Source organism: Asticcacaulis sp. (assembly GCF_051956075.1).
Classification (GTDB): domain Bacteria; phylum Pseudomonadota; class Alphaproteobacteria; order Caulobacterales; family Caulobacteraceae; genus Asticcacaulis.
Genome location: NZ_JBQCGA010000029.1, coordinates 24,982 through 44,004 on the forward strand (window position 1 = coordinate 24,982; position 19,023 = coordinate 44,004).

Here is a 19,023-nt window from a genome sequence, read left to right on the forward strand (position 1 = left end):
GCGCATAGGAGATAACTGATCATGACTCGTATCGAAAAAACCTTAGTAAGTGTAGGGGCTCTCGCCCTTGTCGTTTCCGCTGGCGCCGCCTGCGCTCAAGACGCTGCCTACAAGCCGCTGGGCAAGGGCAGTTTCGTGATCGACGCGCGCGTCACCTCGGTGGCCCCGTCGGAAAAGGGTGAAATTTTCACGGCGGCGGGTGCGGATTCGGGCCTGCATGTCGATGTCAATAACGACACAGTGCCGACACTTGGCTTCACCTATTTCTTTACGGACCACATCGCCGCCGAAGCCATACTGGGCACGTCGCAGCATACGATCAAGGCGGTCGGTCCCGGCACGGATGTGCAGGTGCATAAGACCTGGGTGCTGCCGCCGGTGGTGACGCTGCAATACCACTTCAACCCTAAGGGCAAGATCAATCCGTATATCGGCGCCGGCGTCAACTATATGGACTGGTATTCCGGCAAGGATTACAACGGCTTCACGGTCAAGCTCAAGAGCGGCGCCGGGACGGCGCTGCAGGCGGGCGCGGACATTGCGCTCAAAGGGCCGTGGGCGCTGAACATTGACGTCAAAAAGGTCTTCTACAAGACCGACGCCAATATCAACAGCGGCGCGCTGAAGTCCAAAGTCAAACTCGATCCGGCGGTTGTTTCGGTCGGTCTCGGTTACCGTTTCTGATCGTCAATTCTGCCCCCCATCCTGCCCAAGGACCACTGGAGGTTATGCGCTTAAACCCGGCGTATGACCTCCTTTTTTATATAACATATAATTTTCACTGGCTTGGGACGCATTGTCCGTGTCAAATGACCTCCGAGCGCCGCGAACAAGACGGCGCCGGGAGTTGAGCCATGCGTCATCGTCGCCTTTTCACAACCGTCGCCACTGCTATGCTTATCATTGGCCTTGGCATGCCAATTGGCGCGCAGCCGACGGTCGCGCAAATCGTCGCTTCCTGGGCGCCACAAGTTACGGCTGTTCAGCACTATAACTGGGCGACGGTTCCATGGCATGGTGGCGGCTTTGTCGATGGCTTCCTCTACCACCCAACCGAAAAGGGGCTTCTGTACGCGCGCACGGACGTGGGTGGCATGTACCGCTATGATCGCGGCGCGCGGCGGTGGATACCGCTGATGGATGGTTTTGGCCATGATGACTGGGACTGCTTCGGCGTCATGAGCATGGCGGTGGACCGTCATAAACCAGACCGCCTTTACGCAACGTGCGGTTTGTATGTAAGCCCCAACGCTCCGAACGGCGCCGTGGCGCGGTCTGGAGATCGTGGCGCGACCTGGACGCTGACGCGCGTGCCGGTGCGAATGGGCGGCAACGCTATGGGACGCGGGACGGGCGAGCGTTTGCAGGTCGATCCGGCGGACAGCGCGCATCTCTGGCTTGGGACGCCGCAGGACGGGCTCTGGGAGTCGCACGACTCAGGCAGATCGTTCGCGCGCAACCGGGCCTTTGCGCAAAAATCGGTCAGCGTCGTGCTGCCGTCGCCAGATGGCAAGACCGTCTGGGTCGGTTCCGGCGAAACGGGCGAGGGACTGTTCGTCAGCCGGGATGGCGGCCAAAGCTTCACAGCGGTCGCCGGATCGCCGCATCTGATCCCGCACCAGATGGCGCTTGGCGCCGACGGAACGCTGTACGCAACCTTTGCCGATGGCCTCGGACCCTGGGGGGTGACGGACGGCGCCGTGTGGAAAGTGTCGCCCGATGGCCGTTGGACCGACATATCACCGATCCATCCTTCCAAAGACGACAGGTTCGGCTTTTCCGGCCTCGACCTGCAAGACGGTGTGCTGGTCGTCTCGACCTCGGACCACTATCCGGGGCGCGACGATCTCTATGTCAGTCGTGACGGAGGCGCCTCATGGAAAGCGATTGGCCCGCAAGCGACGCATGACATTTCCCATGAGCCGTGGCTGACCTCCTATATGGGCGACGCCGATCACGACGCGGCCAACCGACGCAAGATGGGCCATTGGATGGATGCGGTGAAGCTGAATCCGTTTGATCCTGATGAGCTGGTCTATGGCACGGGTTATGGCGTCTGGATGACGAACGATCTCGGTCATCTCGATAGCGGCGGTTCCGTCGATTTCGCCTTCCGCGATGATAATTTCGAGGAGACGGTGATCCTCGGGCTTGAAAGTCCGCCTGAAGGCGCGCGCGTACTGGCGGCGATGGGCGATGTTTCCGGCGCGGGCTGGGACGATGTGACAAAGACGCCGGACGCCTATCTGTTCGCGCCGACGCATGAGACCAATCAGTCGGTCGCCTTCGCGGCCTTGAATCCGCTGATTGTGGCGCGCGCCGCCGATAATGATGGTGCGCACGGCTACTTGTCGCACGATGGCGGTAAGAGCTGGGCGGCGATGCCTTCTGCGCCGCCGCCGCTGAGCGGTCAGGAATGGCATGACCACCGCGCGGGCCGGATCGCCGTGTCGGCGGACGGCGCAAGCCTGCTGTGGATGCCCGAAAACGCAGGCGCATATGTCTCAAGGAATGGCGGGGTGACCTGGATCGCATCGAAGGGTTTTCCGTCGCCGGATCGCGGCCTCGATCCGATTGCGGACAAGGTCGATCCGCAGAGCTTCTATGTCTTTGACCGCAAGGGCCAGCGCATTCTGGTCAGTCGCGACGGCGGCGTCAGCTTTGCGCCCTTGGCGACGCGCCTGCCGAAGCTGGACAGTAACGAGCGCGGTCAATTGCGTGCTGTTCCAGGACGCAGGGGCGATCTGTGGCTGGCCCTGCCGCGAGGGCTTTACCATCTTCAGGACAGCGAGGCGACGCCTGCCGCGCAGGTGACGACGGCATGGCAGGTCACCTTCGGCAAGGCGGCGCCGGGTGCGGATTATCCCGCCGTCTTCCTGTGGGGCAAGGTCTCTGGCGTCGAAGGTTTGTGGCGCTCCGACGATGAAGGCCGCTCCTGGACGCGCATCAATGACGATGCGCACCGCTTTGGCAATATGCGCGCCATAGCGGGCGATCCGCGCGAATACGGCGTACTCTACATCGCGCCCGATGGACGCGGCGTCATGGTGGGGCAGCCTGCGGCGGCTCAATAGGTTCTACTGTTGTCGAAGACAAAAGCCGGACCGACATCGACGGTCTGTTTGGCGCTGTTCAGATGGACGACGAAGACCAGCTTACCGGCGTCGTAATCCTTGTCGGCGGTGGTTTTCAGCGTGTACAGCGTCCACTGGTCGGTGACGTTGAAGTCAGCCTCGGCGCCGACATTGGAGTAGGGGGCTTCGTTGATCTGCACACGGCTGTGCAGCACGGGCGGCTGACCGTCGTCACGCTTCGCCTTGAGAAAGATATCGCACTCGATCTGATCGCCCGCCTTGATCGGCTTGTCGAGGCTGGTCTGCACGGCGGCGGCGTAGGATTCGCCGACGCCGGTGGCCTTGACCTCGATGGCGCCGCCGCCCTGAACACCGGAATCCTTGATCTTCTTATTGGTCTGAGGACCGTAAATGACCAGACTGGCCGGATTGGGATTGTTGATCAGGTGCTGCATCGGGTCGTCGTCGGCGTGCGCCATGACGGGCAGGCACAAGGACGCGGTGGCGAGGGCGATAAGCAGGTGACGCTTGCGCATGGTGATCTCCCAAGACTCGGACGTAGAGTCGTCCTGTTTTCAGGCAGGCTGCCATGCAGACCGGGAATTGACAACAGAGTCAGAAGCGGCGAGCGGAACTTGAGTCCCGCCCGTGGCTTTCATGCCGCTATCGCGCGGGGGCGGTCCTGAACGCCGCCGCGATCGCCTCCCGCAGCGGCTTGGGCTTGAAATCCTCATCGTAGGGCGTGCAGCGTAAGCGCGCGCCATCCTTGCGCGGCGTGAAGCCTTGCAGCCAGTTATATTTATCGAACATGCCCCAGCACAGCACGTCCTTCGTCTGTTTGTAGCTCAACATCTGGTCGAGATAGAGCCGTCCGACCGTGGCGACAATGGCGTCGCGCTGGTCGATGTCGTCGGTTGGGATGCGCTGGTCGTCCACATCGAATTCGGTGATCAGCAGGTCATAGCCCATACCGGTGACCTCATCGAGAAAGTCCTTCCAGGCATTGACCTGCGCGCCCAGCAGGTCGAAGCCGTTGCCGATATGGCTCTGCACGCCCAGCGCATCGACCGGGACATGGTTGTCGCGGAACCAGCGCAGCAGTTTCAAGACTCCGCCGCGATGGACTTCATGGCCCGCTTCCCAGCTCATAGAGTCGTTATAGACCAGTTGCATGTGCGGCAAATGCTCGCGCGCCGCCTCGAAACTGATGCGCAGGGCGTCCATGCCCAGCACGCGTGAAAAGACGTTGTCGCGCACCTCGCCTGTCCTGGGATCGACCGTTTCATTGACCACGTCCCATGAGGTCAGGCGCGTTCCGTAATGTTCCGTGACTTTGGCGATGTAGTCGCGCAGCATCTGCTCGGCTTCAGCCTTGCCGGAAAACTTGTAATCGAGCAGCCATTTCGGTGTGAACTCATCGCGCGCCCAGAACAGATTATGGCCGCGCATCGCCATGCTGCGCGATTCGGCGAAGGCCAGAATCGCGTCGCCCGGCGCAAAATTGTAATCGGTCGCATTCCGGTTATGCGTGACGTACATCTTCAGCTCGTTTTCAGGCACGAGGATATTGCACTCCGCCGCGACGATGGCGGTGACCTGCGGGTCCAGCAGACCGGTCTTGCCCGCCGCGATCGCCGTGCCGAAGCGCATCCCTTTATGCGCCGCCAGTTCCGCCAGAGACGGGCCGTCGAATGGGCGGGCGTCCGCCGCAAGGGTCTGACCGGCGCCAAGCGCCGTCGCCGCCATCGACGCACCGACCAGGGCCAGAGATTGACGCCGGGTGAAATTCGCAGGTGCGAGATTTTGCTTCATGAAAAATTCCCTGTTGCACTTTTTTTTGTTAGCGCTAACAGTGACAGCAATTGTGCGTATCGTCAATGTCGTATCGGCTTGACGCGCGCCGCAAAGGGCAGGATAGGTCTGACAAGACGGCCCGTGACGGGCTCCGCCCGATGTGAAACAACAGCCGATCCATCGGCGAACAAGACAGGGAAGATATTATGAGCGACACCCTCAACACGACCCGCCGCGCCTTCACTGCTGGCGCTGGCGTCTCCACCCTGGCCCTGACGCTCGGCGCCGCCAGCAGCGCCGTCGCCAAAGCGAAAAAGGCCGATCTGCCGCTCTACAAGGACGCCGGCCAGCCGATCGAGGCGCGCATCGACGATCTATTGGGCCGGATGACGCTGGAAGAAAAGGTCATGCAGATGCAGTGCGTCTGGCAGGCCAAGGGCGCCATTATGGACGATCAGGGCAATTTCGATCCCAGGAAGGCGCAGGCTGTCTATCCGAATGGTCTTGGTATGATGGCGCGCCCCTCGGATCGGGTCGGCGTTCACGCCGTCACCGGCGCGGGCGACAATGGCGCGACGCCGAATCGCAACGCCTTCGAGACCGCCACCTATATCAACGCCGTGCAGAAGTGGGCGGTCGAACAGACGCGCCTCGGTATTCCTCTGATCATGCACGAGGAATCCTTACATGGCTATGTCGCGCGCGACGCGACCTCCTTCCCGCAAGCCATCGGTCTGGCCTCGTCGTTCGACCCGGACATGGCCCAAAAGATCTTTTCCGTGGCGGCGCGTGAAATGCGCGCGCGCGGCGCCAATTTCGCACTGGCGCCCGTGGTCGATGTGGCGCGCGAGCCGCGCTGGGGCCGCATCGAGGAAACCTATGGCGAAGATCCGCATCTGTGCGGTGAAATGGGCAAGGCCGCTGTGCTGGGCTTTATGGGCGATGCGCTGCCGCTGGCTAATGACAAGGTGTTCGCCACGCTTAAGCACATGACGGGCCATGGCCAGCCCGAAAACGGCACCAATGTCGGCCCCGCCGATCTGGGCGAGCGCGAACTGCGCGAAGACTTCTTCCCGCCGTTCGAGAAGATCATCAAGGAAACCAATATCCGCGCCGTCATGCCCTCGTATAACGAGATCGACGGCGTGCCGTCCCACGCCAACAAGTGGCTGCTGACCACCATCCTGCGCGGTGAATGGGGCTTCAAGGGCGTGACCGTCTCAGACTATTTCGCCATCAATGAATTGATCACGCGCCATCATCTCGTGCCGGATCTCACGGAAGCCGCCTTCCGCGCCATCAAGGCGGGCGTCGATATCGAAACCCCGGACGGCGCCGCCTATCCGCACCTGATCGACCTGATCAAGGCCGGTCGCGTCTCGGAAGACGAGATCGATGCGCCGGTGCGCCGCATTCTGGAGCTTAAGTTCCAGTCGGGCCTGTTCGAGAACCCGTATGTCGACGCCAAGCTGGCCGACAAGTTGACCGCGACGCCGGACGCGGTGGCGCTGGCGCGCGAGGCGGCGACCAAGACCGTCGTGCTGTTGAAAAACAATGGCATACTGCCCTTTCAGCCGAAAAAGCTGGGCAAGCTGCTGGTGCTGGGTACGCACGCCAAGGATACACCGATCGGCGGCTATTCCGACGTGCCGCGCCATGTCGTTTCGATCCTCGACGGCGTTATGGCCGAGGGCAAGGCTCAGGGCTTTGAAGTCGCCTATTCCGAAGCGGTGCGCATCACCGAAGGCCATGTTTGGGGCCAGGATGAGGTGCACTTTACGCCGGATTCCGTCAATGACAAGCTGATCGCCGACGCGGTCGAAGCGGCGAAATCAGCCGACACCATTCTGATGGTGCTGGGCGGCAACGAACAGACCTCGCGCGAGGCCTGGGCCGACAATCACCTTGGCGATGTGCAGTCTCTGGAACTGCCGGGCCGCCAGAACGACCTGGCCGAGAAGATTTTCGCGCTTGGAAAACCCACCGTGGTCTTCCTGCTCAATGGCCGCCCGATGTCGGTCAACCGCATCAACGACAAGGCCGACGCGCTGGTCGAAGGCTGGTATATGGGCCAGGAAACCGGCTGGGCCGCCGCCGACATCCTGTTCGGCCGGGCCAATCCGGGCGGCAAGCTGCCGGTGTCGATCGCGCACAATGTCGGGCAATTGCCGATCTACTACAATTACAAGCCGACGGCGCGCCGCGGCTATCTGGATGGCACGACCAAGCCTCTGTTCCCGTTCGGTTATGGTCTCAGCTACACCACGTTCGACATCTCCGCGCCGCGGCTGGCGAAAGACACGATGGGCGTCGCGGACAGCGTCGAGGTCAGCATCGACGTCAAGAATACCGGGCCGGTCGTGGGCGACGAAGTGGTGCAGCTCTATATCCGCGACGACGTGTCCTCGGTCACACGCCCGATCAAAGAACTGAAGCATTTCAAACGCATCACCCTGAAACCGGGCGAGCAACAGACGGTGACCTTCACCATCGCGCCGCCCGATCTGTGGTTCTATAACACCGACATGCAGCGCGTTGTGGAGCCCGGAACCTTTACCATCATGGCCGGAGCGAATAGTGTCGATCTGAAGACGGCGACTCTGACAGTCGCCTGAATAGGGAGACACCTCATGGACGGAATGCGGCGCAAACTTCTCACAGGCGCGCTGGCGGGCGGGGCGGCTATGGCCGTCGCCGCTGCGGCGCGGGCGCAAAATGCGGGGCAGAATAACAGTGAAGCCGAGAATGTTCAGAAGGCGCTTGAGGATTTCAACGGGCCGGAACTGAACGTCACGCCGGTCGGTGAGGACTGGGCGAACCTGCATCGTTACCACGTCGCCAACGCCAGCGCCGCCGCCCTGCCGGACGCGCAGCGTCGCGTCGTCATGATGGGCGATTCGATCACCGACAACTGGGCCAAGCCGCAGTTTTCCGGCACATTCTACGCCGATAACGGCCTGATCGGACGCGGCATTTCCGGCCAGGTGTCGGCGCAGATGCTGGTGCGCTTTATGGCTGACGTCGTGGCGCTGCGCCCCAAGGCCGTGCATATCATGGCGGGGACCAATGACATTGCGGAAAACAAGGATCCTTACGATCCGGTCGCCACGACCAATAATCTGCAGGCCATGATCAGCCTGGCCAACCTGTTCGGCATGAAGGTGCTGCTTGGCTCCGTGCCGCCCTCAATCAGCTTTCCGTGGCATGCTTCGGTCGGCAATCCGCACGACAAGATCGTGGCGCTGAACGACTGGCTGAAATCGGTCGCGACGGCGCAGGGGGCCACCTATGTCGATTACTGGCCTGTGCTGGCGACCCCGGATGGCGGTCTGAAGCCGGAACTGGGCATCAATGGCGACGCCGTGCATCCGAACGCGCAGGGCTATGCGCTGATGCAGCCGATTCTGCTGGCGGCGGTTAATACGGCGCTGGCGGGGTGATGGCGGACGAAGCGTTCAGTCCTGCGTCGCTGCGGCCTATTCCTGTCGTAGAGGCTGTGACGCGCGAACGCTTCGAGGCCGAAATACTGCCCGCCAACCAGCCCGTGGTGATGCGTGGACTGGTTGGCGACTGGCCGCTCGTGCAAGCGGCCAGAACGTCGCCGCAGGCGGCGGCAGCGCATCTGCAACGTTTCGATCCCGGCGCGCCGCGTCAGGTCATGGTGGCGCCGCCTGAAAATGACGGCAGCTTCTTCTATCGCAGCGATATGAAGGGGTTTAATTTCATGCGCGATCAGGCGCCGATCTCGCAGGTCGTCGCCTGGCAACTGGCCAATGGCGCTCAACCTGATCGGCCCAGCGTCTATCTGCCGTCGATGGTGGTCAAGGACGTGCTGCCGGGGTTGGAGCGCGAAATGCCCATGCCGCTGCTCGACGGGATCGAGCCGCGCATCTGGATCGGCACCAGGCTGTGGGCGCAGACCCATTTCGATCCGTCGCACAACATCGCCTGCGTGCTGGCTGGGCGGCGTCGCTTCACGCTGTTCCCGCCCGATCAGGTTGACAACCTCTATGTCGCGCCGTTCGACAATGGTCCAGGCGGCGTGGCCTTCAGCATGGCGCCGCTGGAGCCCCCTGATTTTGAACGCTACCCCCGCTTTCGTGAGGCGTTGGCGCACGCCGTCAGCGGCGAACTGGAGCCCGGCGATGCGGTCTTTATCCCGTACATGTGGTGGCACCATGTGCGCTCGCTGGCGTCGTTCAATATCCTGCTGAACTATTGGTGGGACGAGGGCCGTGAAGGGCAGGCTTCGCCCTATGCGGGCTTTTACGCCGCCTTGCTGAGTTTGCGCGATCTGCCGCGCGAACACCGGCGGATCTGGCGGCGTCTGCTTGACCTTCTGGTGTTTGACGATCCCGAAGGCGCAGTCGCGCATCTTCCCGAAGATGCGCGCGGCGTATTCGGCCCGATGACGCCTGAGATGGAGCGGCAGCTCAAAGCGTTTATCAAAACGCACTTCAAACTGTAGGAAACGATCATGCGGGGCTATTGTATCGGCATTCTTCTGGTCTTTGTCGCAACCCCGGCTTTCGCGGCCTGCGAAGGCCCGGTGGCGGTTTGCGATGGGGCAGGCCCCGGAGTCGCTCTGATCCATGACAGCCGTCCGGTGGCGGTCTATGTCGATGCCGAGGCTGAAAAGCCGGTGGCGCGAGTCGCATCCGACTTCGCCGCCGATCTGGGGCGCGTTTCGGGAACGGATGCGCAGATTGTCCACAGTCTCGACGGCGTGACGGGCGATGTCGTGGTGATCGGCGAGATGGGGCATTCATCGCTCATTGACGCCTGGGTCAAGGCCGGGAAGCTCAATGTCTCGCCCATTCAGGGCCAGTGGGAAGCCTATGCGCAACAGGTGATCGACCTGTCCAATGGTCATCATGCGCTGGTGATCACCGGTGCGGACAAGCGCGGCGCCATCTACGGAACCTACGACATCTCTGCGAAGATGGGGGTGTCGCCCTGGTATTGGTGGGCGGACGTTCCCACGCAGCACAAGGATAATCTCTACGTTACGGCGGGGCTGCGCCACGATCAGCCTGTCGTCAAGTATCGCGGCTTTTTCATCAATGACGAGGAGCCGTCTTTCGGCGGCTGGGCGCGCGAGAAGTTCGGCGGAATCAATCACGAACTCTACGCCAAGGTTTTCGAGCTGGATCTGCGCCTGAAAGGCAATTACCTGTGGCCCGCCATGTGGGGCAAGGCGATTGCAGACGACGACCCGCAAAGCCTCGATACTGCCGACGATTACGGCATTGTCCTCGGAACCTCGCACCATGAACCGATGACGCGCGCTCAGGAGGAGTGGCACCGCCATCAGGATCAGGGCGTCACCGGCGGGGCGTGGGATTACACGAAGAACGCTGACAATCTCAATACATTCTGGCGCGGCGGCATTGAGCGCATGGTCGCGTGCTCAAGCAGCGATAGCGGTAGCACAACGAAAAAATGCGGCCATGAGGATGTGGTGACCATTGGCATGCGCGGCGATGGCGATGAGCCGATGACGGAGGGCGGCGCCATTCCGCTACTGGAAAGCATTGTCACGGACCAGCGCCAGATTATCGCTGATGTGACCGGCAAACCGGCTTCGGAAACGCCGCAGGTCTGGGCGCTCTATAAAGAGGTGCAGGACTATTACGATCACGGGATGAAGGTTCCCGATGACGTGACCCTGCTGTTCTCGGACGACAACTGGGGCCAGATTCGCCGTCTGCCGACATTCGGCGCGCCGCCGCGAACCGGCGGCTATGGAATCTATTACCACTTCGATTATGTCGGCGGGCCGCGGAACTATAAGTGGATCAACACCAACCAGATCGAAAAGACCTGGCAGCAGATGGAACTGGCCGACGAGGCGGGCGCGGACCGTCTGTGGATCGTCAATGTCGGCGACATCAAGCCGATGGAATACCCCTTAAGCTTCTTCCTCGACATGGCGTGGAACCCCAAGGCAATGACGCCGCAGGCGCTGGCGGACTATCCCACGAAATGGGCGGGGCAGCAGTTCGGGGCTGAACACGCGGCGGAGATCGGTGGAATCTTGACACGCTACACGCAATATAATGCGCGCCGTAAGCCGGAATTGCTGAATACGGGTGTCGCGGGCGATCCGGACTTTGCAGATATGACAAGAGCTTACAATCTCTTAAGTCTTGTTGTCGATTCCGAGGGCGAGCGGTTACCTGCGCCTCTACACGACGCTTTTTTCCAACTCGTGCAATACCCGGTCGAAGCCAGCGCGAACCTTTATGAGCTCTACGCTGAAGCCAATTATAGCCATGTCGCTGGCGATGCGATTTGTGGCAACAAGGCCGCTGACCTTGCCGAAGCCGCTTTTAATGAAGACGCCAAATTGTCGGGTCAATATAACGCGCTTGGCGATGGCAAATGGGACCATATGATGGATCAAACTCATATTGGTTATACGAACTGGCAGGAGCCCAAAACTAATATTATGCCAGCAGTTGAGCGCAAGTCGGCGGGTTCGCTGCCCAAAAATCACGTGTGCAGCGATTTTTTTCAATTCGCTGTCTGTAGCCTGCCTCCTCCACCCAAGCCTGGCAACCGATTTGCCGATTATGGAGGTGCTGATGGTCAGGATGGCTATATCGCCATTGAGGCCCCGCATTTCACCCGCAAAACCGAGGCGCACGGTGTGCGCTGGCAGGTGATACCTGATCTCGGTCGTACGCTTGGAGCCGTTTTGTCCCTTCCGCAATCCGCTCCCGCGACCCATGATGGTTCGATGCGGCTCGACTATGATGTCAAGACCGCCAAGGAGGCCGACGCCACGCTCAATCTCTACCTCGCGCCTACGCTCGACACGCAAGGGCAGGGCGGGCTTCGCATCGGCGTCAGCATCGACGATGCGCCTATGCAGACCCTGAACTTCGACCTTAGGCCCGACACCCCGCAATGGAACAAGGCGGTAGAGGATAATATCATCGTTCTCAAGGCCAAGTTTGCGAAGTTGAACGCGGGAAACCACACCATCCATATTTACCGCATCGACGGCAATGTCGTGCTGGAGAGGCTGGTTCTGGACACCGGCGGTCTTAAGCCGTCTTATCTTGGTCCGCCGGAAACGGCGCGATAATAAATAAAAACATAAGAGAAGACGATCATGAAGATCACCAAAGCCCGCGTCATTGTCTGTTCGCCCGGACGCAACTTCGTCACGCTGAAAATCGAGACCGACCAAGGCGTTTACGGTATCGGCGATGGCACGCTGAACGGACGTGAACTGGCTGTGGTCAGCTATCTGGAAGACCACGTCATCCCGTGCCTGATCGGGCGCGATCCGCGCCGTATCGAGGACATCTGGCAGTACCTCTATCGCGGCGCCTACTGGCGGCGCGGACCGGTGACCATGCGCGCCATCGCTGCAGTCGATGTCGCTCTATGGGACATCAAGGCCAAGATGGCAGGGATGCCGCTCTACGACCTGCTGGGCGGGCGCTCGCGCGACGGTGTACTGGTCTATGGCCACGCCAATGGCAAGGACATCGACCATACCTCCGAGCAGGTCGGCCTTTATCGCGACATGGGCTATAAAGCGATCCGCGCCCAGTCGGGCATTCCCGGCGTCAAGGGCGCCTACGGGGTCGGACGCGGCGATATGTATTACGAGCCCGCCGACTCGGCCCTGCCGACCGAAACCTTGTGGAATACATCCTCCTACCTGAATTTTGCGCCCAGGCTTTTCGAGCGTCTGCGCGCCGATCATGGCGAGGAAGTGCATCTGTTGCACGACGTCCACCATCGCCTGACGCCGATCGAAGCCGGGCGACTGGGCAAGGATCTGGAGCCCTACCGCCTGTTCTGGATGGAGGACGCCACCCCCGCCGAAAATCAGGAGGCCTTCCGCCTGATCCGCCAGCACACCACAACGCCGCTGGCCGTGGGCGAGATTTTCAATACGCTATGGGACGCCAAGGAGCTGATCAGCGAGCAGTTGATCGACTATTTGCGCATGACAATTGTGGGATCGGGCGGCGTCACCCACCTGCGCCGCGTCGCCGACTTCGCCTCGGTGTATCAGGTGCGCACCGGGTGCCACGGCGCCACCGACCTGTCGCCGGTCACGCTGGGGACAGCGGTGCATTTCGACACCTGGGTTCCGAACTTCGGTATCCAGGAATATATGCGCCATGCGCCGGAAACCGACGACGTCTTTCCGCACGACTACCGCTTCGAGGACGGTTATCTTCACGCGGGCTCGGCGCCCGGCCACGGCGTCGATATTGATGAGGCGCTGGCGGCGAAATATCCCTATAGCCCCAAGCAGTTGCCGGTCGCCCGATTGCAGGACGGCAGCATGTGGAACTGGTAGAAGTTCGTCATCCAATGTGACGTTACGACCGCGACATTTCGCACTATGGTGGCGCAAACCCAACAAAGCCACACTTCCGTCATGACCGAACCCGCCGACCATCCGCTGCGCGCCGCGTTAAGCCAACTGATGCACGAGCGCACCATACCGGTATTCGCCTCGCCCGCGGTAGCGAGAAGCTGGGTCATGCTGGTGTCCGATGAGGAGCGCGCCGCCGAGACGGACTGGGTCGCGAGGCTGGGCGAGACCGCCGACGGACGGATGGCGCAGATGTCTGAGCGCAGCGGCGTCATCTGGGAACGTCATGGCGAATTCTCGACCTGGCTGAAATACGACGCCGGAATCGATCCGCGCTTTGCAGCGCGTAAAGGCCTGGGCTTTGGCGCAATCCGCACGGCGGATGTCGAGGGCCTGCAAGGCGCGCCGGGCCGGGTATTCCGTTCGGTTGAAATCGTGGTGGCGCGCGCCGAGCCGAAGCCGACCCAGTTCGATGGCGTGATCGACCTGACCCAGGCCGTGTGCTGCGATGTCTTCGACCATCACGCGCGTATCTGGAGCGATTTCCGCTCCCATGAAGGGGCGGGCCGGATCTATGTCCACGACAAGGGCCTGAAGCACGATGAGCTGTCGCGGCTTTTGCAGGGTCTGATCGAGATCGGCCATTATCGCAAGCTGGCCCTGCTGGGCTTTCCGGTGGCGCGCGACCTGATGGGCTGGCTTAAGACCGCCGAGGCGCGGCTGAACCTGATTACCGCCGACATGGCGGCGCAGGGCGCGACGCAGGACGCCTTGCTGGAGCGGCTGATGACCCTGTCCGCCGAGGTCGAGAGCCGCGCCAATGCGGTGCGTTTCCGCCAGGGCGCCACCGAGGCCTATTATCGCCTGACCGAAGACCGGTTGGCTTCGTTACGCGAAAGCCGCGTCGAGGGCTTTTCGACCATGCAGGAGTTCATCGAACGCCGCCTGCAACCGGCTATGCGCACCTGCGAGGCGGCGTCCAGACGGCTCGACGATCTGGCGACGCGCATCGGGCGAGCCTCGGACCTTTTGCGCGCCCGCATCTCGATCTCGCTGGAGGTGCAGAACCAGAATCTGTTGCGAAGCATGGACCTGCGCGCGCGTCTGCAAATGAAGCTGTCGGCCTTGGTCGAGGGGCTGTCGGTGTTCGCCGTCAGCTACTATGTTTTCAATCTGGTCAAATACGCGCTTGATCCGCTGCTCAGCGGCCACGAGCGTCTGGCGCACATACTTTACGCGCCGATTATAGCGACTATCCTCGCCCTGGCCTGGCTGTTCATCACCCATCGTAAGAAACGCATCGAAGGCGCGGCGGAATAGCGGCGTTGCTTCGCGGTCAGAGGCGTTCAATTCTGAAGCCTCACATCTAGCCTGCGCAGGTCATGCCGATCAGCTTGCGCGTCGTCGCATCCAGTTCGTCGGTCTTGGGGTACAGGGCTTTAAACGGCGCTGCGTCGGCTTTGCCATCGTCCGCTGTTTTGACCATGCCGTCCAAAATGAGGCGCGCCTTGTCGAAGCGGACTTTCGCGGTTTTGGCGCGCTGACAGGCGACCTGCGGATGATTCGCCTTCCAGGCGATCTGGGCGTCGGTCAGGCTTTGTTTGCCGTCGTTAATCAGCGTGACGAAACTTTCGGTCTGCTCGCGCAGCGCGGCTTCGGTTTTCGCTTTGGGGTCTTCGGTTTTTTTCCGACTGGCCGTCTTGTGCAACGTCTTTTTGGTCGTCGTTTTATGGGCGGGATGAGTCGGATGTTTGACAGCGGCGTGCGCCAAGGGGGCGGCGGCGAACGAAACAGCGAGAGAAAGCATTAACAACAGGCGCATGGTCATGGCGCCGGACACTAGGAGGGGTCTTTTCCTCTGTCCAGCGTGTACGCCTATTTTGTGATTTGACCGCAGCGGCGGCTCCAGAACAAAGATTGAACTGTAGTCATGTGAGTCGCGTATGCTGGATCGGCTGGAGGATTGCTGCTGGGTGGAGATTGAGGGCGAGGCGCGCCTGCAACTGGTGTTGCGGCGGCGATTGCGACCAGCCATCTATGCTGTGGGCGATTGGCTCTATGCCGAAAGCGGCTCTCCGCTGGCGCATAATCCCGAAGCGCCGCGCATTCTGCTCATCCTGCCGCCGCGCGCACATGACGGGAAGCTTAAAAGGGCATAATCAGCATCCAGACCGCCATCAGGATCATCATCAGGTTTTCGGTCAGCGACAGAAAGCCGAGCGGCACATTGGACTCGCCGCCGACGCAGGCGCATTTCAATTCGCGTTTGTCGATATAGACGGCTTTGAACACTGAGACCGCGCCGATAATGCCGATGAACAGGGCGACCGGGATGGAGACGATATTCAGTGCGTCGGCGGTCATCAGCAGGCCTGCGCCAAGTTCGGCGAACGGATAGATGTAGCTATACGGAACCCAGCGTCTGGCCAGCAGGTCGTAATTCAGAAACATGGTCGAGAATTTTTCCAGGTTCTGTAATTTCAGCATGGCCAGAACGACCATGCTCAGACCGATGAACCCTTGCGGCGTGCGCCAGCTCAGCAGTTGGCCGGTCAGCCAGCCTATGACGAGCGACAGCAGCGCCGTAACAGCGAAAACGACGAGTACAGGCGTATAGGACTTGGCTTTCGGGTCGGAGACGCGCTGACCGAAATGGCGGCGCAGATCGTCATAGCCGCCGATGCGCTCGTCGCCGATGAAGGTCTGCGGCGTGGTTTTCACCTCATGCTGCGCCTTGAAGGCGTCGGTTTCCTCGCGCGTCTTCAGCCAGTGATCTTCGACGCTATAACCTTTGCTTTTCAGCAAATGCAGAGATTTCAGTCCATAAGGACAGGTGTGGGTCGGCATCACCATGCGATAGAGGACGGCGGTTTTGGGTTCGGTCATTATCTGCGCCTACTTGCATTTCAAGGCCGGAAGCTTACTTTCCGTACCATGGTACGGAGTCAAGCGGCATGTCGATGACGATTGCACGGCTGGCCGATAAGGGCGGCGTAGGTGTTGAGACAGTGCGATATTATCAGAGGCGCGGCCTGTTGCCGACGCTGCCACGCATGGCGGGCGGGCGACGGTATGATGATGGCGATGTACGCCGTTTGCGCTTCATCCGGCAGGCGCAGGGGGCAGGCTTTACGCTGGAGGAAATCGCCGAACTCCTGCAGCTCAATGCGTCCGAGGATCGGGACGCGGCGCGCGCTCTGGCCCGCTCGCGCATCGCAGCGCTCGATGCGAAAATCAAGGAGATGAAGACGGCGCGCTCGGCGCTGGAGCGACTGGCGGACGCCTGTGAACACAGTTGCGGGCCGTGTCCGATCCTGACCGCGTTTGAAGACACAATGTAGGCAGGGCCGACGCGTCCTCCGCACCGGCCCTGTGCGCGTTACAAAACGCCCAGCATCTGCGCGACGAGCGGATGGCGGACGATGTCCTTATCCATCAGACGCACGACGGCGATGGTATCCACGGCTTCGAACTTGTCGGCGACGTCGCCCAGACCGGACAGGCCAGGCAGCAGGTCGGATTGGTTTGGATCGCCGGTGACGATCATGGTCGAATTCCAGCCGAGGCGCGTCAGCAGCATTTTGAGCTGCGTGTAAGTACAGTTCTGCGCCTCGTCGATGACCACGAAGGCGTTGTTGAGCGTGCGCCCGCGCATATAGCCGACCGGCGCGATCTCGATCAGCCCCTCCTGCATCAGCGCCTTGACGCGCTTCATCGACAGGCGGTCGGTCAGGGCGTCGTAAAGGGGGCGCAGGTAAGGCGCCAGCTTGTCCTCCATGTCGCCGGGCAGGAAGCCGATGGACTCGCCCGCCTCGACCGCGGGACGCGACAGCACGATGCGACCGACCTTGCCCGCCTCCAGCGCCTCGACCGCCTTGGCGATGGCCAGATAGGTCTTGCCGGTGCCTGCAGGGCCAAGCGCCAGGATCAGGTTCTTTTCGTCGATAGCCGAAAGCAGGGCCGCCTGGCCCTCCGATTTCGGTTTTATGGTCTTCATATAGCTCTGATCGCGTTCTTCATGATTCCCAACAGGCGACCACGCCGCGCCGCCGCTATGGACGTTGAGGCGGCGGACCTTGGTATCGGGCTGATACTGGTCGAGATCGAGCGTGCCTTCGCGCATGAAGCGTTTGACGGATCGCTTGGTCATGGGATGCTCCTTAAAGCCAATGAAAAAGGCGAGGCCACAGAGGCTCGCCTTCGGATACGGATACGCGATGTGAGGAGGTGGGACCGCCGGGGCGTGACGCAAGAGGTTCAGCGCCGTCGCCCGGAAGGGGCGGGGGAGAGACAAAGGGAGAAAAAACAACCCGTCTTGCCACTGAAACCTCGAAAGCTAAAGCCTTGAAGCGGAGGACCGAGGAGGAGATGATTCCCCCGCTTGCCACGCTAACAGATTCGTTCAGTATGGTTAGCGGGGTCTTAATAAAAAATGCTGCATGTGCGATTTCATATAAGGTTCACGAAAGGGTGAGGTCATGACAACCTATCGACTGGACGACGACGCGCCTGAGATGGCGGATGTTGAGCGCTGCTGGATCGCGCCGAGCGCCGATGTCTGCGGCAAGGTGCGGCTGGGCGAGGATGTCAGCATCTGGTTCGGCGCGGTTTTGCGCGCCGATAATGAGCCTATGACCATCGGCGCGCGCAGCAATGTGCAGGACGGCGCGGTGCTGCATTCCGATCCGGGCAGCCCGCTCACCATTGGCGAGGGCGTCACCATCGGCCACAAGGCGATGCTGCACGGCTGCACGGTCGGCGACAACAGCCTGATCGGCATCGGCGCCATCGTGCTGAACCGGGCGGTCATCGGCAAAAACACCATCGTCGGCGCCGGGGCGCTGGTCCCTGAAGGCAAGACATTTCCCGTCGGCGTGCTCTTGATCGGCCAGCCCGCGCGCGTGGCGAGGGAGTTGACGCCCGAACAGATTGCGGGCCTGCGGCTGTCGGCGGAGCACTATGTCTGGAACGGCAAGCGCTTCCGCGCCGGATTAACGGCCATCTAACCGGCGGCGTCTCAGCCGGTCGCGCGCGCCTCGCGGATCGCCTTGTTGGCCAGACCGTCGGCGCGTTCGTTCATCTCGTGTCCGGCATGGCCCTTGACCCAATGCCAGCGGATTTTGTGCCGCTGAGTAGCCGCGTCGAGGCGTTTCCACAGATCGTCGTTTTTCACCGGCTTCTTATCGGCTGTCTTCCAGCCGCGCGCCTTCCAGCCGCGAATCCATTCCTGCATGCCCTTCATGACATACTGGCTGTCGATATAGAGATCGACGTCGCACGGCCTTTTCAAGGCTTCCAGCCCCTGAATGGCGGCCATCAATTCCATGCGGTTATTGGTCGTTTCCGGATCGTAACCGTAAAGCTCCTTTTCATGCGGAGCGGCGACGAGGATGCAGCCCCAGCCGCCGGGTCCGGGATTGCCCTTGCAGGCGCCGTCTGTGTAGAGCTGAACTTTGGGCGTTGCGGTCATCGGCTGGCTATATAACGGAGTCGCACAGGAAGGCGAGGGGCGCGAGGCCGAAATCATCCCTAATGCCCGGTTAAAATTGCCGGTAAGGCGCGCGCCTCGGGCAGGATTTGCCGCCGTAGCGTCAAGGACTCCGATTCGATCCATGTGCAATATGTTTTTATCTATATAATTCAACTGTATAAATTGTTTTTCGCACCGCCGCATCGTGGCATTCGGCTTGCTGCGACGGGTCTGGCTAAAATGGCTGAGCGGCAAAAGCCGCGACAATCTCCCCGACCAGAATGGAAAGGACACCCGATGCTGAACGGATCGGTAAACACGAACGTGGGCGCAATGAT

17 protein-coding genes are annotated in these 19,023 nt (G+C 61.1%); 11 read left to right on the forward strand and 6 right to left on the reverse strand.

Annotation, left to right across the window (positions count from 1 at the left end; translation table 11 throughout):
* Window positions 1-21: 21 nt before the first annotated feature.
* Window positions 22-684: an OmpW/AlkL family protein gene (locus ACTHLA_RS07780; RefSeq protein ID WP_440186905.1), complete on the forward strand. Its 663-nt coding sequence runs from the start codon at window positions 22-24 to the stop codon at window positions 682-684.
* Window positions 685-854: 170 nt separating this feature from the next.
* A complete protein-coding gene (locus ACTHLA_RS07785; RefSeq protein ID WP_440186908.1) occupies window positions 855-3,074 on the forward strand; it encodes a WD40/YVTN/BNR-like repeat-containing protein in 2,220 nt (739 codons plus the stop codon).
* Here ACTHLA_RS07785 and ACTHLA_RS07790 read toward each other — a convergent pair.
* Together ACTHLA_RS07790 and ACTHLA_RS07795 are read right to left on the reverse strand one after the other, a co-directional pair.
* Complete coding sequence (locus ACTHLA_RS07790; RefSeq protein ID WP_440186911.1) at window positions 3,068-3,610, reverse strand: hypothetical protein; 543 nt, start codon at window positions 3,608-3,610, stop codon at window positions 3,068-3,070. The genes ACTHLA_RS07785 and ACTHLA_RS07790 overlap by 7 nt on opposite strands.
* Before the next feature lie 127 nt (window positions 3,611-3,737).
* Window positions 3,738-4,886 carry an endo-1,4-beta-xylanase gene (locus ACTHLA_RS07795; protein WP_440186914.1) on the reverse strand — a complete coding sequence of 383 codons (1,149 nt, stop codon included), beginning with the start codon at window positions 4,884-4,886 and terminating at the stop codon, window positions 3,738-3,740.
* Between the two features lie 188 nt (window positions 4,887-5,074).
* Between ACTHLA_RS07795 and ACTHLA_RS07800 the strand changes: the two genes are divergently transcribed.
* The 6 genes from ACTHLA_RS07800 to ACTHLA_RS07825 all read left to right on the forward strand — a co-directional run bounded on the left by ACTHLA_RS07800 (window position 5,075) and on the right by ACTHLA_RS07825 (window position 14,535).
* Entirely contained in the window at window positions 5,075-7,483 is a 2,409-nt protein-coding gene (locus tag ACTHLA_RS07800) for a glycoside hydrolase family 3 N-terminal domain-containing protein (RefSeq protein WP_440186917.1), read from the forward strand.
* Between the two features lie 15 nt (window positions 7,484-7,498).
* Entirely contained in the window at window positions 7,499-8,308 is an 810-nt protein-coding gene (locus tag ACTHLA_RS07805) for a GDSL-type esterase/lipase family protein (RefSeq protein ID WP_440186920.1), read from the forward strand.
* A complete protein-coding gene (locus ACTHLA_RS07810; protein WP_440186923.1) occupies window positions 8,308-9,336 on the forward strand; it encodes a cupin-like domain-containing protein in 1,029 nt (342 codons plus the stop codon). Before ACTHLA_RS07805 ends, ACTHLA_RS07810 begins: the two co-directional genes overlap by 1 nt.
* A 9-nt stretch (window positions 9,337-9,345) precedes the next feature.
* Window positions 9,346-11,961 (forward strand): glycosyl hydrolase 115 family protein, encoded by a 2,616-nt coding sequence (locus ACTHLA_RS07815; protein WP_440186926.1) that lies wholly within the window; start codon window positions 9,346-9,348, stop codon window positions 11,959-11,961.
* A gap of 24 nt (window positions 11,962-11,985) precedes the next feature.
* Window positions 11,986-13,197 carry a D-mannonate dehydratase ManD gene (manD, locus tag ACTHLA_RS07820; protein ID WP_440186954.1) on the forward strand — a complete coding sequence of 404 codons (1,212 nt, stop codon included), beginning with the start codon at window positions 11,986-11,988 and terminating at the stop codon, window positions 13,195-13,197.
* Window positions 13,198-13,278: 81 nt separating this feature from the next.
* Window positions 13,279-14,535, forward strand: a complete 1,257-nt coding sequence (locus ACTHLA_RS07825) for a DUF3422 domain-containing protein (protein WP_440186929.1) — start codon at window positions 13,279-13,281, stop codon at window positions 14,533-14,535.
* Between the two features lie 46 nt (window positions 14,536-14,581).
* Here the strand turns inward: ACTHLA_RS07825 and ACTHLA_RS07830 are convergent, their stop codons facing one another.
* Window positions 14,582-15,022: a hypothetical protein gene (locus tag ACTHLA_RS07830; RefSeq protein WP_440186932.1), complete on the reverse strand. Its 441-nt coding sequence runs from the start codon at window positions 15,020-15,022 to the stop codon at window positions 14,582-14,584.
* A gap of 136 nt (window positions 15,023-15,158) precedes the next feature.
* Here ACTHLA_RS07830 and ACTHLA_RS07835 point away from each other — a divergent pair, with 136 nt between their 5' ends.
* Window positions 15,159-15,374 carry a hypothetical protein gene (locus ACTHLA_RS07835; RefSeq protein ID WP_440186935.1) on the forward strand — a complete coding sequence of 72 codons (216 nt, stop codon included), beginning with the start codon at window positions 15,159-15,161 and terminating at the stop codon, window positions 15,372-15,374.
* Here the strand turns inward: ACTHLA_RS07835 and ACTHLA_RS07840 are convergent.
* On the reverse strand, window positions 15,361-16,101 hold the full coding sequence (locus ACTHLA_RS07840; RefSeq protein ID WP_440186938.1) for a MauE/DoxX family redox-associated membrane protein: 741 nt from the start codon (window positions 16,099-16,101) through the stop codon (window positions 15,361-15,363). The two genes, ACTHLA_RS07835 and ACTHLA_RS07840, sit on opposite strands and share 14 nt — an antisense overlap.
* Window positions 16,102-16,169: 68 nt before the next feature.
* Here ACTHLA_RS07840 and ACTHLA_RS07845 point away from each other — a divergent pair, with 68 nt between their 5' ends.
* On the forward strand, window positions 16,170-16,556 hold the full coding sequence (locus ACTHLA_RS07845; RefSeq protein WP_440186941.1) for a MerR family transcriptional regulator: 387 nt from the start codon (window positions 16,170-16,172) through the stop codon (window positions 16,554-16,556).
* A gap of 38 nt (window positions 16,557-16,594) precedes the next feature.
* Here the strand turns inward: ACTHLA_RS07845 and ACTHLA_RS07850 are convergent, their stop codons facing one another.
* Window positions 16,595-17,365, reverse strand: coding sequence for a PhoH family protein (locus ACTHLA_RS07850; RefSeq protein ID WP_440186944.1), 771 nt, complete (start codon window positions 17,363-17,365; stop codon window positions 16,595-16,597).
* A 328-nt stretch (window positions 17,366-17,693) separates the two neighbouring features.
* Between ACTHLA_RS07850 and ACTHLA_RS07855 the strand changes: the two genes are divergently transcribed.
* The gene (locus tag ACTHLA_RS07855) at window positions 17,694-18,221 is read left to right on the forward strand and encodes a gamma carbonic anhydrase family protein (protein WP_440186947.1); all 528 of its coding nucleotides are present in this window, start codon (window positions 17,694-17,696) and stop codon (window positions 18,219-18,221) included.
* Between the two features lie 11 nt (window positions 18,222-18,232).
* Here ACTHLA_RS07855 and rnhA read toward each other — a convergent pair whose 3' ends face one another.
* The gene (gene rnhA / locus ACTHLA_RS07860) at window positions 18,233-18,685 is read right to left on the reverse strand and encodes a ribonuclease HI (RefSeq protein WP_440186949.1); all 453 of its coding nucleotides are present in this window, start codon (window positions 18,683-18,685) and stop codon (window positions 18,233-18,235) included.
* Window positions 18,686-19,023 lie beyond the last annotated feature (338 nt).

Bases quoted from the DNA above. Each gene is read 5' to 3' on its own strand.
- ACTHLA_RS07850 (WP_440186944.1), bottom strand. From the start codon at position 17,365: ATGACCAAGCGATCCGTCAAACGCTTCATGCGCGAAGGCACGCTCGAT.
- ACTHLA_RS07835 (WP_440186935.1), top strand. From the start codon at position 15,159: ATGCTGGATCGGCTGGAGGATTGCTGCTGGGTGGAGATTGAGGGCGAG.
- ACTHLA_RS07855 (WP_440186947.1), top strand. From the start codon at position 17,694: ATGACAACCTATCGACTGGACGACGACGCGCCTGAGATGGCGGATGTT.
- rnhA (WP_440186949.1), bottom strand. From the start codon at position 18,685: ATGACCGCAACGCCCAAAGTTCAGCTCTACACAGACGGCGCCTGCAAG.
- ACTHLA_RS07790 (WP_440186911.1), bottom strand. From the start codon at position 3,610: ATGCGCAAGCGTCACCTGCTTATCGCCCTCGCCACCGCGTCCTTGTGC.
- ACTHLA_RS07845 (WP_440186941.1), top strand. From the start codon at position 16,170: ATGTCGATGACGATTGCACGGCTGGCCGATAAGGGCGGCGTAGGTGTT.
- ACTHLA_RS07810 (WP_440186923.1), top strand. From the start codon at position 8,308: ATGGCGGACGAAGCGTTCAGTCCTGCGTCGCTGCGGCCTATTCCTGTC.
- ACTHLA_RS07830 (WP_440186932.1), bottom strand. From the start codon at position 15,022: ATGCTTTCTCTCGCTGTTTCGTTCGCCGCCGCCCCCTTGGCGCACGCC.
- ACTHLA_RS07800 (WP_440186917.1), top strand. From the start codon at position 5,075: ATGAGCGACACCCTCAACACGACCCGCCGCGCCTTCACTGCTGGCGCT.
- ACTHLA_RS07825 (WP_440186929.1), top strand. From the start codon at position 13,279: ATGACCGAACCCGCCGACCATCCGCTGCGCGCCGCGTTAAGCCAACTG.
- ACTHLA_RS07795 (WP_440186914.1), bottom strand. From the start codon at position 4,886: ATGAAGCAAAATCTCGCACCTGCGAATTTCACCCGGCGTCAATCTCTG.
- ACTHLA_RS07815 (WP_440186926.1), top strand. From the start codon at position 9,346: ATGCGGGGCTATTGTATCGGCATTCTTCTGGTCTTTGTCGCAACCCCG.
- ACTHLA_RS07805 (WP_440186920.1), top strand. From the start codon at position 7,499: ATGGACGGAATGCGGCGCAAACTTCTCACAGGCGCGCTGGCGGGCGGG.
- ACTHLA_RS07840 (WP_440186938.1), bottom strand. From the start codon at position 16,101: ATGACCGAACCCAAAACCGCCGTCCTCTATCGCATGGTGATGCCGACC.
- ACTHLA_RS07780 (WP_440186905.1), top strand. From the start codon at position 22: ATGACTCGTATCGAAAAAACCTTAGTAAGTGTAGGGGCTCTCGCCCTT.
- ACTHLA_RS07785 (WP_440186908.1), top strand. From the start codon at position 855: ATGCGTCATCGTCGCCTTTTCACAACCGTCGCCACTGCTATGCTTATC.